A 15,381-nucleotide genomic window follows, 5' to 3' on the forward strand; every position below is an offset into this window, starting at 1 on the left:
GTAGGTCCATGGCAGACACGATAGCGCCACGGCAATGGCGGCACCACATCGCGCGCGCCACGGCGCTGATCGGCGCGGTATTGCTGGCGGGGTGCGCGACCATCGTGCCCAAGGGGCCGGTCGAACAGGCGCCGCCCACCGGCACCCGCCCGCAGCCGACCCGGCCCGGCCCGGTGACCAGCGGCATCCCGGAGGATAATCAGCGCCACCGCGTCGCGCTGCTCGTGCCGCTGACCGGCCCGAACGGCGGCGTCGGTCGGTCGATCGCCAATGCGACGCAGCTGGCCTTGCTCGACACGCGCAGCGAACGGGTGCGAATCACCACCTACGATACCGCCGCCGGAGCCGCTGCCGCCGCACAGCGCGCGATCGCGGAGGGCAACCGGCTGATCCTGGGACCGCTGCTCGCCGACGATGTCCGCGCCGTCGCGCCGATCGCGCGCGCCGCGAAGGTGCCGGTCATCAGCTATTCGAACGATGTGTCGGTCGCCGGGAACGGCGCCTATCTGCTCGGCTATACCCCCGCCCAGTCGATCGACCGCGTCGTCGGCTATGCCCGGACCAACGGCATGACCCAGTTCGCCGGCCTCGTCCCCGCCGGCGTCTATGGTCAGCGCGCCTCGACCAGTTTCCTGCGCGCGGTCGAACAGGCGGGCGGGCAGGTCGTCTCGATCCAGACCTATGCGCGGGGTGGCATCGCCGCCGCCGTCGCCAAGTTGCCCAGGACCTCGCCCTATGAAGCGATCCTGATCGCCGATCAGGCGGGGCAGGCCGCGCTGGCGGTACCGGCGATCCGCAAGACCGGCAGCCGCTCGGCAAAGGTGCTGGGGACCGAATTGTGGAATACCGAAACCGGCCTGGGGTCGATGCCGGCGCTGAACGGCGCGTGGTATGCCAGCGTGTCGAACAGCCTCTATCGCCAGTTCGCGACCAAGTACCGCGCCCGCTTCAACGCCGCACCGTATCGCCTGTCGAGCCTCGGCTATGATTCGGTGCTGCTGACGGTCCGCATCGCCCGCGACTGGCCGGTCGGCCGCGACTTTCCCGAAAGCCGGTTGCGTGCGGAGGACGGCTTCGCCGGTCTGGACGGCGCGTTCCGCTTCGGCCGCGACGGCGTGGCCGAACGCGCGCTGGAGGTGCAGGAGGTGCGCCCAGGCGGTGCGGTGACGGTCAGCCCCGCGCCGCGGACGTTCGGGGAGTAGGGGGCGGTGGCCGAGCTTCCTGCCGACGCGCTCGACAGGATTGCGTGGGAAGACGCCAGTCTGATCGAAATACGCCTGACATCGGCCGGCATCGATCTGGTAATGGTGGCGGACATATCCGGTGTGGTGCCTCGATCGGCGGGGGAAGAGTTCAGCTACCTCACCCTATCGTTCGCGGGCATTCAGAAGTTGGATATGCCGCTGAAACTGGCGCATTTCGTGCCGGTCGATCATCCTCGTGACGAACTCCCCGATCTTGGGGGTGTCCATTCGCTGGCGATTGAGGCGCTGCCGAACGATGACCGGTGCGTCCCACTGCGTTACCGAATGACGCTCGATTGGTCCTATGGCACGATTAGCTTCGAGTATGAGGCCGTTCGCGCGACGACGGTAGCCGAACGTATCGAAGGTTAGAGGTTGATCTAGTCGACTTGAACCGAACGTCATCCCAGCGAAGGCTGGGATCTCCCGACGATAGGACATCGCAGGAGTCGCTTGAGACCCCAGCCTGCGCTGGGGTGACGTTTCGATGCAGTTGGATCAAAGTTCGTGGGTTGGTCGCCCCTCACGCCACCCCGAACGGCACCACCATATTATCGGCATAATGGCCGACATGCGCCCGCCCCAGATACGGCACGCCCATCGCCCGCGCCCATTTCGCGGCGATCTGTTCCTCGGTCTCGCCGAAGCCGGTGTCGTCGGGGTGGCGATCGGTCACCGCGCCCAGCCGGATACCGGCGATGCCCTTCAGCTGCGTCGCCTCGCTCAACTGCCAGAACAGCCGGTCGATGCGGTACAGATCCTCGCCGACCTCCTCGACGATCAGGACGTGGTCGGTCAGGTCGGGCAGCCACGGCGTACCGATCAGCGCGCACAGGATGACGAGGTTGAACGCGACGGTCGGCCGCCCGTCCAACTCGGGGGCCAGCATCGAACGGTCATGGTTCACCAGCCAGGCGAGCGCGCGCGCCGCGCTGTTGGTGCCGCCGGCCTTGCCGACCTGCGCCGCCATCGGCCCATGGATCGGCCGCCCGATCCGCCGGGCATAGAGTGCCCCCAGCATGAACCCCATGTCGGAAAAGCCGAGATAGCTCTTCGCCGCCGCCGCGCGATTGAGCTGTGGCATGACCGTGTCGAGGATGCGGTTAGACCCGTATCCGCCGCGCGCGAACCAGATCGCGTCGAAGCCGGGGTCGTTGGCGAACTCAAGGAACGCTGCCGCGCGCTGTTCGTCGGTCCCCGCGAAATGCCCGACGTCTAGGAAACATTGCGGATGCACGACCAGGTCGAGCGTGGGATAGGTGAGCGCGGCATAGCCCTGCGTCCGGGCCATCTGCTCCTCATCCACCCGCCGCGCCGGCGCCACGACTCCGATACGCATCCTGCAACCCCGCTTGCCACTTCAGGCCAACCCCGATAGCGCCGGGCGATGCTGTACGGCAAATCCTTCTTCCTCGTCGGGATCGGCGGGTCGGGCATGATGCCCCTCGCCATGATCCTCGCCGGGCGCGGCGCGACCGTCGCCGGTTCCGACCGTTCGCTCGATCAGGCGAGCCTGCCTGCCAAGTTCGACGCACTCCGCGCGCTCGGCATCAGGCTCCATCCCCAGGACGGCAGCGGCATCGTGTCGGCCGAACAGATCGTCGTCGCCTCCGCCGCGATCGAGCCGACCGTCGCAGATATCGTCGCCGCCGAGCGGGTGGGTGCGAAGCGGATGGGCCGCGCCGAATTGCTGGCCGAGCTGTTCAACGCTGCAACGCTGTCGATCGGGGTGGCGGGCACCAGCGGCAAGTCGACCGTGACGGGCATGATCGGCTATATCCTCCATGCGCTCGGCCGCGATCCGACGGTCATGAACGGCGCGGTGATGAAGGATTTTGCCGCGCCCGACCGCCCCTTCGCCAGCGCGCTGGTCGGGCAGGGGGATGCGTTCGTCAGCGAGGTGGACGAAAGCGACGGGTCGATCGCCTTCTACACGCCCACCGTGGCGGTGCTGAACAATGTCAGCCTCGACCACAAGTCGCTCGACGAACTGCGCGCGCTGTTCGGCGGTTTCGCCGAGCGGGCGGGGCGGGTGATCGTCAATGTCGGCGATGCCGAGGCGGCGGCGCTGGCCGCGACCATCCCGGCGGACAAGCGGACCACCTTCGCGGTCGAGGGCGATGCGGACCTCACCGCCCGCGCACTGACGCTCGATCCCTTTGCCAGCCGGTTCGAACTGATCGCGGACGGCGCGACCCATTCCGTTACCCTAGCCGTGCCCGGCCGGCACAATGTCGCCAATGCGCTGGCGGCGATCGGGGCGGTTGCCGCCGCCGGGGTGCCCCTTGCCGAGGCCGTGCGAGCCATTGCCGGTTTCTCCGGCCTCAAGCGCCGGTTCGAGCTGGTGGGGCAGGCGGGCGGCATCGCGGTCATCGACGATTTCGGCCACAACCCCGACAAGATCGCCGCGACCATCGCCACGCTGCGCAGCGCGCCGGGCCGGTTGCTGCTGTTCTTCCAGCCGCATGGCTATGGACCGCTCAAGGTCATGCGCCGCGAACTGGTGGCGATGTTCGCCGAACGCCTGGCGGCCGATGACCTGCTGGTGCTGCCCGACCCGGTCTATCGCGGCGGCACCGTCACGCGCGAAGTGACCAGTGCGGATATCGTCGCCGACCTGACCGCGCTGGGCGCACCCGCGCGCCATATCGCCGACCGGGCGGATGCGGCGGCGTTCCTCGTCGAACAGGCGCGCGCAGGCGACCGCATCGTCGTGATGGGCGCGCGCGACGATACGCTGTCCGAACTGGCGGCGTACATGGTCGCGCGGCTGGGATAGGCGCCTGACCAGATCCGTCACCCCAGCGCAGGCTGGGGTCTCGCCGTAATGGAGCGCCCTCCTCGCCGCAGGAGACCCCAGCCTGCGCTGGGGTGACGCAGTAGCGCTGGGGTGGCGATAGACGGCGGGGTGCGGCTGGGCGATCGGACACCCCAATCCTTACCAATTTCTTGACATCGTCCGTCCGCTCGGCGACCGGACCAATATCGCAAGCAAATTGTCGAATTAGTCCGACAAGGACTGAGCTGGGGAGGCCGCTTTGGCACAGACACGGGCGGGTTCCGCCACCACCGGGCTGGCATTCGCCGCCGTCACGACGCTGTTCTTCGCATGGGGCTTCATCACCTCGCTGATCGACCCGCTGGTCGCGGCGGTGAAGGGCATCTTCACCCTGTCCGATTTCGAGGCGCAGTTCGCTGCCTCCGCCTTCTTCCTCGCCTATGGCCTGATCTCGATGCCGGCCGCGATCCTGCTCGGCCGGCTGAAGGCGGTGCCCTCGATCCTGTTCGCGCTCATCACCATGGTCGTCGGCTGCCTGACGATGCTGGTCGCGGCGAACCTTGCGGTGTTCCCGATCGTGCTGCTCGGCCTGTTCATCCTCGCCTCGGGCATCACCATCCTGCAGGTCGCGGCGAACCCGCTTGCCGCCGCGCTGGGCGACCCGAAGCTCAGCCATTTCCGCCTGACGCTCAGCCAGACGTTCAACTCGTTCGGCACGTTCCTGGGGCCCCTGCTCGGTGCCAGCCTGTTCCTCGAAGGGGTCGAGGTGAAGGACGGCACGGTGCTGACCGAAGCGGTGCGCGCCGGGGCGCTGGCCGGGATCGACCGCGCCTATTTCTGGATCGCCGGGCTGATCGCGGCGCTCGCGGTGTTCTTCTTCCTCAGCCGCAAGGTCGTGTCGGCCGCCGTGCCCGAAGCGCCCGCCAACACGCCGTCGCCCGCCGCGCTGCTGCGCGACGCCTTCTCCTCGCGCTGGGCGGTGCTGGGGGCGGCTGCGATCTTCATCTATGTCGGCGCGGAGGTCGCGATCGGCACCCAGATGGCGCTGTTCCTCAACGGCGATACGGTCTGGGGCGCATCGGACGCGGCGTTCGGCGTGCCGCTGCTCGGCCTCGCCATGGGTAGCGACGGCGTGCCCGGTGTGTCGTTGCAGGAAGCGGGCAAGGCAGTCGCCTTCTACTGGCTGGGCGCGATGGTCGGTCGTGCGATCGGGTCGGTGCTGTTGTCGAAGGTGAAGGCACACAAGCTGCTCGCCCTGTTCACCGGCATCGCGGTCGCCATGTGCCTGTACGTCGCGCTGGTCGGCGGGGTCGGTGCCGGCTTCGTGGCGCTGGCCATCGGCCTGTTCAACTCGATCATGTTCCCGGTCATCTTCACCCTGACGCTCGAACGCTCGACCGCCAGCGAGGCGGCGACGTCGGGCCTGTTGTGCACCGCGATCTTCGGCGGGGCGGTCATTCCGCTGATCGTCGGGCTGGTGTCGGGCGCGGTCGGGCACGGCGCGGCGTTCGTCGTGCCGGCGCTCTGCTATGCCGCGCTGTGCGCCTTCGCCATCGCGGCGGGCCGTACCGCGCCACGCAACGCCGCATCGGCCAAGAGCCTGCACTGATCGCACCGAACGGCCATGGTCTCCAGGCTCCGGTGCGGTTAGGCTAACCGCCTGATCGTCATGGGAGAGAGATCATGGTCGTTCGCACTGCCCTGTTGTTGTCCGCCCTCGCGCTGCCGGCCACGTTGCCGGCACAGGTTCGTCAGGAAGGGGCCGGCGCGACGCAGGAACTCGACTGCGACGGCGGCGTCGCCACGGTCGAAGGGGCCGGCAATACCATGACCATCGCCGGCCGGTGCAGCGCGCTGGTGATAGAGGGGGCCGGCAATCGCGTGACCATCGACCTCGCGCCACGCGCCTCGGTCAGGATTGCCGGGGCCAGCAACACCGTCCTCTACCGCACCCCCGATGGCAGCAAGGCGCGTGTCAGCGTGGCCGGCGCGGGCAACCGGGTGTCGTTCCGGCGATAGGACCGGTAACCTTATCGTCACCCCGGGCTCGACCCGGGGTCCCGCTTCTTCGCGCCGATAGGTTAAAGAATAAGCGTCACCCCGGATCAGGTTCGGAGCGACGTCCCCTGTTCCGAGGGGCCGCCCCTACGCCGCGACCCGCTCCGCCAGCGCGACCTGCGCCAGCGCGATCGACCCCATCGGCCCGGCCTGATCGCCCAGTGCCGGGGCGACGACATAGTCGCGCTCCGGCAGCGGCAGATAGCCGTTGATGCTCGCGCGCAATGCCGGTTCGATCCGCGCCAACAGGTGCGGCTGCTTGTTCATCACCCCGCCGCCGATCGCGATCCGCTTCGGACCGGTCGTGCACACCATCGCATGGCACATCGCGGTGATCGCTGCCTCGACCCGATCCCACACGGGATGATCTTCGGCGAGCGTCGAGACGTGGACGTTGCCCAGTGCCGCCTTGATCCCCGTTCCCGATGCCAGCCCCTCGACGCAATCGTCATGGAACGGGCAACCGCTGGGCAGGATGTCACCGGCCACGCGCGGCACGCGCAGATGGCCGATCTCCGCATGGCCGATCCCCCGCGTCGGCTTGCCGTTGACCAGCAGCCCGACGCCGACCCCGGTGCCGATCGTGACATAGGCGAAATCGTCCAGGCCCCTGGCACAACCCCACAGCACCTCGGCAAAGGCCGCGCCGTTGACGTCGGTATCGAATGCGCAGGGCACGTCGAACCCGTTCGACAACGGTCCCGCGACATCGGTCATCGGCCAGTCGGGCTTGGTCGTCGCCAGGATATGGCCCCAGGTCGGCGAGGCGGGGTCGAGGTCGACCGGACCGAAGCTCGCAATACCGAGTGCCGCAAAGCCGCCGGCATCCCACCACCGTTGCAGTATGGCGGCAATGGCGGGCAGGGTGGTCGAGGGATGCTCGGTCGGCACGGTTTCCTGCGCGACGATCTCACCCGGACCATAAGCCAGCGTGCAGACGCATTTCGTGCCGCCCAGTTCGATCCCGGCGAACGGCAATGCGCCCTGCCTGTCCCGCGACGCCGGATCGAAAGCCATATTCATCCCCCAAAGCCTTTTTTACTTGTGAACCAGACATAGCGTCGCAGCATTTCGCTAAAAAAGCAAATTGAAATCCTAATTGCTGCGCGCTCGCTCTTTGTCGCATCCGCAGAGATTACGCCGGGCCAGCGTTTGGACGGGAAGGAAGGTGCTGATCGGGTCGTACGACGTGCAAACGCTAACCCAGTCTTAACCCGCATATTGTATACGCCGGAATCTGACGCATGGAAGGTTGCCCGATGCGGAACGATGCCCAGTCCCCCGATCCCCGCACGGCCCCCCTGGCACCGGCGCCCGCAAACGGCTGCGGCGCGCGGTTCGAACTGGCGCTGGTCGCTGCATTTAAAGGCGGGCCGCCCCCGTCACGTCCGCGCGGCTGATCGCTCAGCCGGCGTCCTCGGCCTTCCACAATGCGGTGGCGCTGGGCAGCAGGAAATGGCTGAACGGCAGGATCGCCGCCCCGACCGCCGGGGCATCCTCCGCCAGCATCGCGCGGCGCACCGGGGCCAGCGCCGGCACATTGTCCACCCGCTGCATCCGCATGTTCAGCCGCTCGGCCAGCGTATCGACATGACCGCCGGGCAGACGTCCGCCGATGAACACCGCCGCCGGATTGATGAGGCAGTTGATCGCGACCAGCGGCTCGACCAGCCGTTCGACCGACGCATCGATCCACCCGTCGACCACCGCCGCCAATGCGGGATCGTCATTCTCCTCGCCCAGCATGTCGGCCAGTGTGAAGCCCGCTTCGCGCAATGGATGCGACAGGCCCGACAGCGACACGCTATGCTGGATTTGCGTCTGCCCGCCCCGGCCGTCGCTGCTCAGCAGGAAGCCCAGCTCGCCCGAACGCCCCTGCGCCCCGCGATAATAGCTGCCGTCCAGCACCAGCCCGCCGCCTAGTGCCGACGAAATCAGGACGTAGAAGAAGCTCGCATGATGCTGGCCGTGACCCAGCTGCAACTCGCCCATCGCGGCGGCGGCGGCGTCGTTCTCGACGAAGACCGGCAGGTCGATCGGCTGGGCGAACAGCGCGGTCAGGTCGACCGCTTCCCACTCGGTATAGCTGGCCGGGCGGCCGGGCAGGTCGACCGTCCCCAGATCGTCGGGCCGGGCGACGCCGATGCCGACGATGCGCTGGCGGTCGATCCCGGCTTCCGCGATCAGCCCGTCGACCGCCGACCGATAGAAGGCGGCGACATCGTCGGGCATCGCGAAATCGACCTCGCGGGTCGCGCGCGCCAGCGTCTGCCCGGCGAAATCGACCAGCACGATCGTCACATGGTCGCGGTCGATATTGATGCCGATCGCGAAACAGGCGGCGGGATTGACCACCAGCTTGGTCGGCGGCTGTCCGCGTCCGCCGCGCCGCTGCCCCGCCTCAAGCACCAGCCCTTCGCTCAGCAGCCGCCGGGTGATGTTGGCGATGGCCGGCGGGGTCAGCCCGGTGATGTTGGCAAGGTCGATCCGGGTCAGCGACCCCGACACGCGGATCGCGTGCAGCGTCACCCGCTGGTTATGGTCGGCGGCACGTTCGAGGTTGGTGCCCGACAGGCGGATGGGCGCGCGCTCGATCGTCACCGGCGACCGGCCAACTGGATGGGGGGCAACTCGCAAATCTCCCTGTACGGCGGTCGTGCCGCCGGTTTGTCGGACCACAGCGTGGACCAGCCGACCGGCGGGTTCAATCCGAAACTCGCTATCGAAAAGACCGATTTGGACGTTGACAACGCTGTCGGATTTGCCGAACGGAGCGGCAAGAGTATCGCGCGAGATACGCGCGCGTCGGGGAGAGCGATGTGATGAAACCGGTTACGATGTTGCTGTTGGGGTCCGCTCTGGCAATGGGAGCGCTGCCAGCCGCTGCACAGACCGTGCCCGCCCCGGCGCCTGCCGCGACGGCGCATCCCGAACTCTGGCCGCAGGCGAACTGGCCGTACAAGACCGATCCCAGGATCGAGGCGCGCATCGCCGACCTGCTCAAGCGGATGACGCTGGAGGAAAAGGTGGGGCAGGTCGTGCAGGGCGATATCGCCAGCGTGACGCCGGAGGATGTGAAGCGCTATCACCTCGGCTCGGTGCTGAACGGCGGCAATTCCGCGCCGAACAACGACGAATTCGCGCCCGCGTCCGAATGGCTCAAGCTCGCCGACCGTTTCTATGAGGCCTCGGTCGACAGGAGCGGCGGCGGCGTCGGCATCCCCGTCATCTGGGGCACCGATGCGGTCCATGGTCACAGCAACATCGTCGGCGCGACGCTGTTCCCGCACAATGTCGGTCTGGGCGCGATGCACGACCCCGCGCTGATGCGCAGGATCGCGCAGGCGACGGCCGCCGAAATCCGCGCGACCGGCATCGAATGGACTTTCGCGCCCACCATCACCGTGCCGCAGGACCTGCGCTGGGGCCGCGCCTATGAAGGCTATTCGTCCGATCCGAAGCTGGTGGCGGGCTATGTCACCCAGTTCATCGAAGGGCTGCAGGGCGCGCCCGGCTCGACCAACCAGTTGAAGGGTCCCTACGTCCTCGCCTCGACCAAGCACTTCCTCGCCGACGGCGGGACGTTCGGCGGGCAGGATCAGGGCGATGCGAAGATTTCCGAAACCCAGCTGCGCGACATCCATGGCACGCCCTATGTCTCGGCGATCAACGCCGGGGTGCAGACGGTCATGGCCAGCTTTTCGAGCTGGAACGGTGAGAAGATCACCGGGCACAAGGGGCTGCTGACCGGTGTGCTGAAGAAGCGCATGGGGTTCGGCGGCTTCATCGTCAGCGACTGGAACGCGCATGGCCAGGTCGCGGGCTGCACCAACGCGTCGTGCCCGCGCGCGATCAATGCCGGCCTCGACATGTATATGGCGCCCGACAGCTGGAAGCCGATCTGGGAAAACCTCGTCAGGCAGGTCAAGTCGGGCGAAGTCCCGATGTCGCGCCTCGACGACGCGGTGTCGAACATCCTGCGCGTCAAGCTGCGTGCCGGGCTGTTCGAGGCGGGCAAGCCCTCGTCGCGACCGCTGTCGGGGAAGTTCGACCTGCTCGGCAGCCCCGAACACCGCGCCATCGCGCGCGAAGCGGTGGCGAAGTCGCTGGTGCTGCTCAAGAACAACGGCTCGCTGCTGCCGATCAAGGCCGGTGCGCGGGTGCTGGTCGCGGGTGACGGTGCCGACGACGTCGCGCGCCAGTCGGGCGGCTGGACGCTGACGTGGCAGGGGACGGGCATCGACCCGCAATATTTCCCCGGCGCGACGTCGATCTACAAGGGGATCGAGGCCGCGGCGAACATGGCGGGCGGGGCCGCCCTGCTGTCGCCCGACGGCAGCTTCACGGGCCAGAAGCCCGATGTGGCGATCGTCGTGTTCGGCGAAACGCCCTATGCGGAGTTCCAGGGCGACATCAAGACGTTGCAGCTGCGCCCCGAACTGCGCCAACCCATTGAAACGATGAAGAAGCTGAAGGCGCAGGGTATTCCCGTCGTCGCCGTCATGCTGACCGGTCGCCCGCTGTTCGTGAACGCCGCGATCAACGCCGCCGATGCGTTCGTCGTGGCCTGGCTGCCCGGTTCGGAAGGGGCGGGCGTCGCCGATGTGCTTCTGAAGGACCGCAGCGGCAAGGCGAAGCGTGACTTCACCGGCACCTTGTCCTTCGCATGGCCGGCGACCGCCGACGCGACCGGGCCGACCCAGTTTCCGCTCGGCTATGGCCTGACCGGCGCCAGCAAGACCACCGTGCCGACCCTGTCGGAGGACCCGAAGGTCGCCGAGGCCGATGCTGGCGACGTGTTCATGGACAAGGGCCTGCCCGCGACCGCCTGGTCGCTGGAGGTCGGCGGGGCCGGCACCGGCGGCAACACCCGCATCACCACCGTGCCCGCGCAATCGGGCGCGGGCCGGGTCAAGGTCACCGCGACCGACCATGGCGTTCAGGAAGGGGCGCGGCGCTTCGTCGTCGACGGCAGCGGCCCGGCGCAGATCCTGCTCAGCACCCAGTCGCCCGTCGACCTGACCCGCCAGACCAATGGCGACGTGATGCTGACCGCGACGATGCGCGTCGATGCCGCACCCACCAAGCCGGTCACGCTGTCGCTGCGCAGCGGTCCCGGCAACGGCCAGGTGGCGCTCGGCCGGATGGAGCAACTGGGCACCGGCCAGTGGAAGACGCTGGGCGTGCCGCTCAAATGCTTCGGCGGCAATGTGAACATGGGCAAGGTGGATACGCCCTTCGTCCTGTCGACCGACGGCGCGATGACGGTCAGCGTCGCGCGCGTCGCGCTCGGCACCACGGCGGATGTGAAGGTGAGCTGCCCCCGCTAGATCCTCCCCGCTCCGCGGGGAGGGGGACCATCCGCAGGATGGTGGAGGGGCAGGGCCACAAGCGCATCGCTTGCGGCTCCAACCCCTCCACCACCGCTACGCGGTGGTCCCCCTCCCCATGCTATGGGGAGGATTTACACGGCTGCGCCACTCCCCTTAGGAAACCCACGACACCACACAGGGGCACGGCGATGAAGGCGATCTGGGCATCACTCCTACTGGCCACGGCAACCCCCGCCACCGCACAGGAAGCCGCGCCCGCCGCCCCGACCCCGCCCCGCGTCTCCGTCTCCGGCGGCATCGTCGAGGGCAGGGCGGAGGCCGACCGCATCCTCTTCCGCGGCATCCCCTTCGCCGCGCCGCCACTCGGCGCGAACCGCTGGCGCGAACCGCAGCCGGTGGTCGAATGGACCGGCATCCGCACGACGACCGCCCGCGCGCCCGCCTGCCTCCAGAACGACTATGGCTGGAACCGCGCCGATCATGTCTTCGCCAGCGAGGACTGCCTGACGCTCGATGTCGGCACCCCCGCCTTGACCGGCAAGCGCCCGGTGATCGTGTGGATTCACGGCGGCAGCAATCGCGCGGGATCGGCGGGCGACATGGCGCTGTCGTCGATCGGCAAGCGCGGCGTGGTCGTCGTCGCGCTCCAGTATCGGCTGGGAATCTTCGGCTTCCTGCCCCACCGCGCGCTGGCGGCGGAGGCCGATGGCAATAGCGGCAATTACGGGCTGATGGACCAGATCGCGGCGTTGCGCTGGGTCCGCGACAATATCGCCAAATTCGGCGGCGATCCCGACAATGTCACCATCGCCGGGGAAAGCGCCGGGTCGCAGGACGTGTCGCTGCTCCTCGCCTCGCCGCTCGCCCGCGGGCTGTTCGCCAAGGCGGCGATGGAATCGGGTACCCCCGGCTTCGGCCTGCCATGGCGACCGCTCAAGGAAGCGTTCCGCATCGGCGACCAATTGGACGTGCTGCTCGGCACCCGTGGCAGCGCGAGCCTTCGCACCGCATCGCCCGCCGCGCTGCTGGCCGCCGATTTGAAGCTGCACGATGCGAAGCTGACCGCCGACGATTATCTGTACCTGCGCACCACCATCGACGGCGCGGTGTTGCCCGACACGCCCGACCGGCTGTTCGTCACCGCACCCAAGCGCCCGGTCCTCCTCGGCAGCAACATGCTCGAACTGGACCTGCCCGGCGGTCGCGCAGCGCGCGACGGCTTCGTCGACCTGTCGTTCGGCAGCAATGCCGAAGGCGCATGGACCTTCTACCGGCTCGACGATCCCGATCCGCTGCCGCACCCGCGCCTCGGCACGCGCGACCAGCAGATCGCGACCGATGCGACCTTCCGCTGCCCCACCGGCGCACTCGCCACCCTGCTCGCCAGCCGCAACTGGCCGGTGTGGCGCTACGAGTTCGACCTCGCCCGCGACGGCGGGGCAGGGCCGACGACCCATGCGGCGGAGATCGACTATATCTTCAACGACCGCCGCGCCGGGCCGGTCTGGATGCAGGATTACTGGGTCGCCTTTGCCACCACCGGCGACCCCAACGGCGATGGCCGCCCCGCCTGGGCGCGCAGCGCTAAGGGCAAGCCCGCCAACATCCTGTTCGACGCGCGCGGCGCGACGCCCCGCGACGGCGATATCCGCCCCGAAATCTGCCGTTTGCAAGGATCGTTATGACCCCTGATCGTCGTCATTTCCTCGGCCTCGCCGCCGCGTCCGCCCTGCTACCCGCCGCTGCCTGCGCCGCGCAGGAGGAAAGCTGGGAGGTGAAACACCAGCGCCAGCTCGCCACCGACTGGCCGTGGCTCGGGCGCTATGCCGCCGACAATGCCGCGCTCGCCGCGTCGGGGGTGAAGACCGACATCGTGTTCATGGGCGATTCGATCACCGAAGGCTGGCGCGGCAGCCGCCCCGCCTTCTTCCGCCCCGGCCGCGTCGGGCGTGGGATCAGCGGGCAGACGACGCCGCAGATGGTGCTGCGCATGATGGCCGACGTCGTCGCCCACCGCCCGCGTTATGTCCACATCATGGCCGGCACCAACGACATCGCCGGCAATACCGGGCCGATGACGCCCGCGCAGACCCATGACAATCTCGCGATGATGGTGATGATCGCCAAGGCCGCCGGCATCGGCGTGCTGCTGGCGAGCGTGCCCCCGGCGGACGGTTTCCCGTGGAAGCCGGGCCTTCCCACGGTCGCACCGATCCGCGCGATCAATGCGTGGGCGAAGGAGTACGCGGCGAAGAACCGGATCACCTTCGTCGACTACACCCCCGCGCTGGCGACGCCGGGCGGGGCGATGCGGCCGGGCTTCACCGATGACGGCGTCCACCCGACCCCGGCGGGCTATGCCGCGATGGAGCAGGTGCTGACCCCGATCCTGCGGGCAAATGGGCTACCGGCCTAGCAACACACGTCGCCCGCCACGAACGTCACCCCAGCGCAGGCTGGGGTCTTCCGGTTGCAGGGCGAGACAAGAGCCGCCAGAGACCCCAGCCTTCGCTGGGGTGACGATGGTGGCGCCGGGGTGACGTAGCTGGCGGGGCAGGGGGCGTGCCTTCCGTCTCCAAAGCTGAACGAACCTACCCAAGTCGCGACAATTCGGCACAATTTTCCGCTGTTTGCGACAAACCCCTGCGACAGACGTTCGCCATTTTCACCTTCGACCCTGATGGTTCGACAGAGGAGAAAAGGGATGAAGAAGTTCGCACTGATGCTCGCCGGCCTTGGCGTCGCGATGACCGCTTTGCCCGCCGCCGCCCAGCCGTGGCAGTCGGTCAACCAGCGCCAGGCGCAGATCGAACGCCGCATCGACCAGGGCATCCGCAACGGATCGCTCAGCCGGCGTGAAGCGGTGAACCTGCGCGCCGAATTCCGCCAGATCGCCAATCTCGAACAGCGCTATCGCCGCTCGAACGGCCTGTCGATGCAGGAACGCCGCGACCTCGACCGCCGGATGACCGCCCTGTCGAACAAGGTCCGCATCGACCGGCACGACCGCAACGGCCGTCCGGGCTATCGCCGCTGATCGTCGCAAACCGTATCCCCGCGCAGGCGGGGGTGCGGCATCATCCTCCCGCGACGAACGCGCCGATCAGGCCCGCTTCGTTGCCCAGCTGCCCCGGCACCACGACCGGCGTCGTGACCGGGGTCAGCAAATTCGCCCGCACCCGCGCGTCCAGCGCCGCGATCAGCGCGGTGGCATTGGCCAGCCCGCCGCCGACCGGCACGATCGTCGCCGACACGGCGTGCAGCAGCATCGCGATCGGCCCCCCGAGCAGGTCGCAGAACCACGCGACCGTGGCCGCCGCCTGCACGTCGCCCGCCTCGCTCCCGCGCGTGATCGCGATGCTGTCGGCCTCCACGCCATGCAGGAACCGGTGCAGCCGCTCCAGCCCGCGCGCGCTGCCGATCGTGTCGAGGCAGCCCTGCCGCCCGCATCCGCACGCGAACACCGGCATCGCATCCGGGGCGCGGGGGCTGGCATGGATCACCTGTCCATGGCCCCATTCGCCGCCGATCCCGCCCGCACCGCTGACGATCCGCCCCCGCTCGACCAGCCCGCCGCCGACCCCGGTGCCCAGGATGATGCCGAACACCCGGTCATGCCCCCGGCCCGCGCCCAACGTCGCTTCCGCCAGCACGAACGCATCGGCGTCGTTCACCACCCGCACCGGCAGCGCCAGTGCGGTGGCGAGGTCGCGCGCCAAGGCCCGGCCGTCGATGCACGGAACGTTCGCGCTGGTGACCACGCCGCTCGCCGGATCGACCAGTCCCGCGGTGGCGATCGATACCGCGCTGCACGGGACCGTCGCCACCGCTTCGGCAAAGACCGCGCCGAATGCCGCCCAGTCCGCGACCGGCGTCGCTACCTTGCGCCGCCAGACGATCCGCGCTTCCGCATCGAACGCGGCGAGGTCGATGAACGAACCGCCGACATCGGCACACAGCCGCACGA

General features: G+C 68.5%; 13 protein-coding genes. 9 read left to right on the top strand and 4 right to left on the bottom strand.

The window, feature by feature from the left end:
- Positions 1-8 precede the first annotated feature (8 nt).
- Positions 9-1,202 carry a penicillin-binding protein activator gene (locus tag MF609_RS16340; protein WP_242417211.1) on the top strand — a complete coding sequence of 398 codons (1,194 nt, stop codon included), beginning with the start codon at positions 9-11 and terminating at the stop codon, positions 1,200-1,202.
- Between the two features lie 6 nt (positions 1,203-1,208).
- A complete protein-coding gene (locus MF609_RS16345; protein ID WP_242417212.1) occupies positions 1,209-1,616 on the top strand; it encodes a hypothetical protein in 408 nt (135 codons plus the stop codon).
- Positions 1,617-1,767: 151 nt separating this feature from the next.
- Here MF609_RS16345 and MF609_RS16350 read toward each other — a convergent pair whose 3' ends face one another.
- Positions 1,768-2,583: an LD-carboxypeptidase gene (locus MF609_RS16350; protein WP_242417213.1), complete on the bottom strand. Its 816-nt coding sequence runs from the start codon at positions 2,581-2,583 to the stop codon at positions 1,768-1,770.
- Between the two features lie 48 nt (positions 2,584-2,631).
- Between MF609_RS16350 and MF609_RS16355 the strand changes: the two genes are divergently transcribed.
- The 3 genes from MF609_RS16355 to MF609_RS16365 all read left to right on the top strand — a co-directional run bounded on the left by MF609_RS16355 (position 2,632) and on the right by MF609_RS16365 (position 6,042).
- Positions 2,632-4,023, top strand: a complete 1,392-nt coding sequence (locus MF609_RS16355; RefSeq protein ID WP_242417214.1) for a glutamate ligase domain-containing protein — start codon at positions 2,632-2,634, stop codon at positions 4,021-4,023.
- 259 nt (positions 4,024-4,282) lie between these two features.
- Entirely contained in the window at positions 4,283-5,632 is a 1,350-nt protein-coding gene (locus MF609_RS16360; protein ID WP_242417215.1) for an MFS transporter, read from the top strand.
- Positions 5,633-5,706: 74 nt separating this feature from the next.
- Positions 5,707-6,042 carry a DUF3060 domain-containing protein gene (locus tag MF609_RS16365; protein ID WP_242417216.1) on the top strand — a complete coding sequence of 112 codons (336 nt, stop codon included), beginning with the start codon at positions 5,707-5,709 and terminating at the stop codon, positions 6,040-6,042.
- Between the two features lie 126 nt (positions 6,043-6,168).
- On the opposite strand, the gene MF609_RS16370 is transcribed toward MF609_RS16365, so the two are convergent.
- The gene (locus MF609_RS16370) at positions 6,169-7,104 is read right to left on the bottom strand and encodes an ROK family protein (RefSeq protein ID WP_242417217.1); all 936 of its coding nucleotides are present in this window, start codon (positions 7,102-7,104) and stop codon (positions 6,169-6,171) included.
- 381 nt (positions 7,105-7,485) lie between these two features.
- Positions 7,486-8,682 carry an ROK family transcriptional regulator gene (locus tag MF609_RS16375; protein WP_242417218.1) on the bottom strand — a complete coding sequence of 399 codons (1,197 nt, stop codon included), beginning with the start codon at positions 8,680-8,682 and terminating at the stop codon, positions 7,486-7,488.
- Between the two features lie 221 nt (positions 8,683-8,903).
- On the opposite strand from MF609_RS16375, the gene MF609_RS16380 reads away from it, so the two are divergent.
- The 4 genes from MF609_RS16380 to MF609_RS16395 all read left to right on the top strand — a co-directional run bounded on the left by MF609_RS16380 (position 8,904) and on the right by MF609_RS16395 (position 14,451).
- Positions 8,904-11,411, top strand: a complete 2,508-nt coding sequence (locus MF609_RS16380) for a glycoside hydrolase family 3 protein (RefSeq protein ID WP_242417219.1) — start codon at positions 8,904-8,906, stop codon at positions 11,409-11,411.
- A gap of 191 nt (positions 11,412-11,602) precedes the next feature.
- Complete coding sequence (locus tag MF609_RS16385) at positions 11,603-13,099, top strand: carboxylesterase/lipase family protein (RefSeq protein ID WP_242417220.1); 1,497 nt, start codon at positions 11,603-11,605, stop codon at positions 13,097-13,099.
- A complete protein-coding gene (locus MF609_RS16390; RefSeq protein ID WP_242417221.1) occupies positions 13,096-13,830 on the top strand; it encodes a GDSL-type esterase/lipase family protein in 735 nt (244 codons plus the stop codon). The genes MF609_RS16385 and MF609_RS16390 overlap by 4 nt, the downstream gene beginning before the upstream one ends.
- Before the next feature lie 288 nt (positions 13,831-14,118).
- Complete coding sequence (locus tag MF609_RS16395) at positions 14,119-14,451, top strand: hypothetical protein (protein WP_242417222.1); 333 nt, start codon at positions 14,119-14,121, stop codon at positions 14,449-14,451.
- A gap of 40 nt (positions 14,452-14,491) precedes the next feature.
- On the opposite strand, the gene MF609_RS16400 is transcribed toward MF609_RS16395, so the two are convergent.
- Positions 14,492-15,379 carry an ROK family protein gene (locus tag MF609_RS16400; protein WP_242417223.1) on the bottom strand — a complete coding sequence of 296 codons (888 nt, stop codon included), beginning with the start codon at positions 15,377-15,379 and terminating at the stop codon, positions 14,492-14,494.
- Positions 15,380-15,381 lie beyond the last annotated feature (2 nt).

Origin of the sequence: Sphingomonas panni, assembly GCF_022664435.1 — a bacterium.
Lineage (GTDB): Bacteria > Pseudomonadota > Alphaproteobacteria > Sphingomonadales > Sphingomonadaceae > Sphingomonas > Sphingomonas panni.

What these genes read in the sequence shown, in the direction of transcription:
- MF609_RS16355 (WP_242417214.1), top strand. Translation starts at nt 2,632, where the DNA reads ATGCTGTACGGCAAATCCTTCTTCCTCGTCGGGATCGGCGGGTCGGGC.
- MF609_RS16390 (WP_242417221.1), top strand. Translation starts at nt 13,096, where the DNA reads ATGACCCCTGATCGTCGTCATTTCCTCGGCCTCGCCGCCGCGTCCGCC.
- MF609_RS16340 (WP_242417211.1), top strand. Translation starts at nt 9, where the DNA reads ATGGCAGACACGATAGCGCCACGGCAATGGCGGCACCACATCGCGCGC.
- MF609_RS16370 (WP_242417217.1), bottom strand. Translation starts at nt 7,104, where the DNA reads ATGAATATGGCTTTCGATCCGGCGTCGCGGGACAGGCAGGGCGCATTG.
- MF609_RS16365 (WP_242417216.1), top strand. Translation starts at nt 5,707, where the DNA reads ATGGTCGTTCGCACTGCCCTGTTGTTGTCCGCCCTCGCGCTGCCGGCC.
- MF609_RS16350 (WP_242417213.1), bottom strand. Translation starts at nt 2,583, where the DNA reads ATGCGTATCGGAGTCGTGGCGCCGGCGCGGCGGGTGGATGAGGAGCAG.
- MF609_RS16385 (WP_242417220.1), top strand. Translation starts at nt 11,603, where the DNA reads ATGAAGGCGATCTGGGCATCACTCCTACTGGCCACGGCAACCCCCGCC.
- MF609_RS16395 (WP_242417222.1), top strand. Translation starts at nt 14,119, where the DNA reads ATGAAGAAGTTCGCACTGATGCTCGCCGGCCTTGGCGTCGCGATGACC.
- MF609_RS16380 (WP_242417219.1), top strand. Translation starts at nt 8,904, where the DNA reads ATGAAACCGGTTACGATGTTGCTGTTGGGGTCCGCTCTGGCAATGGGA.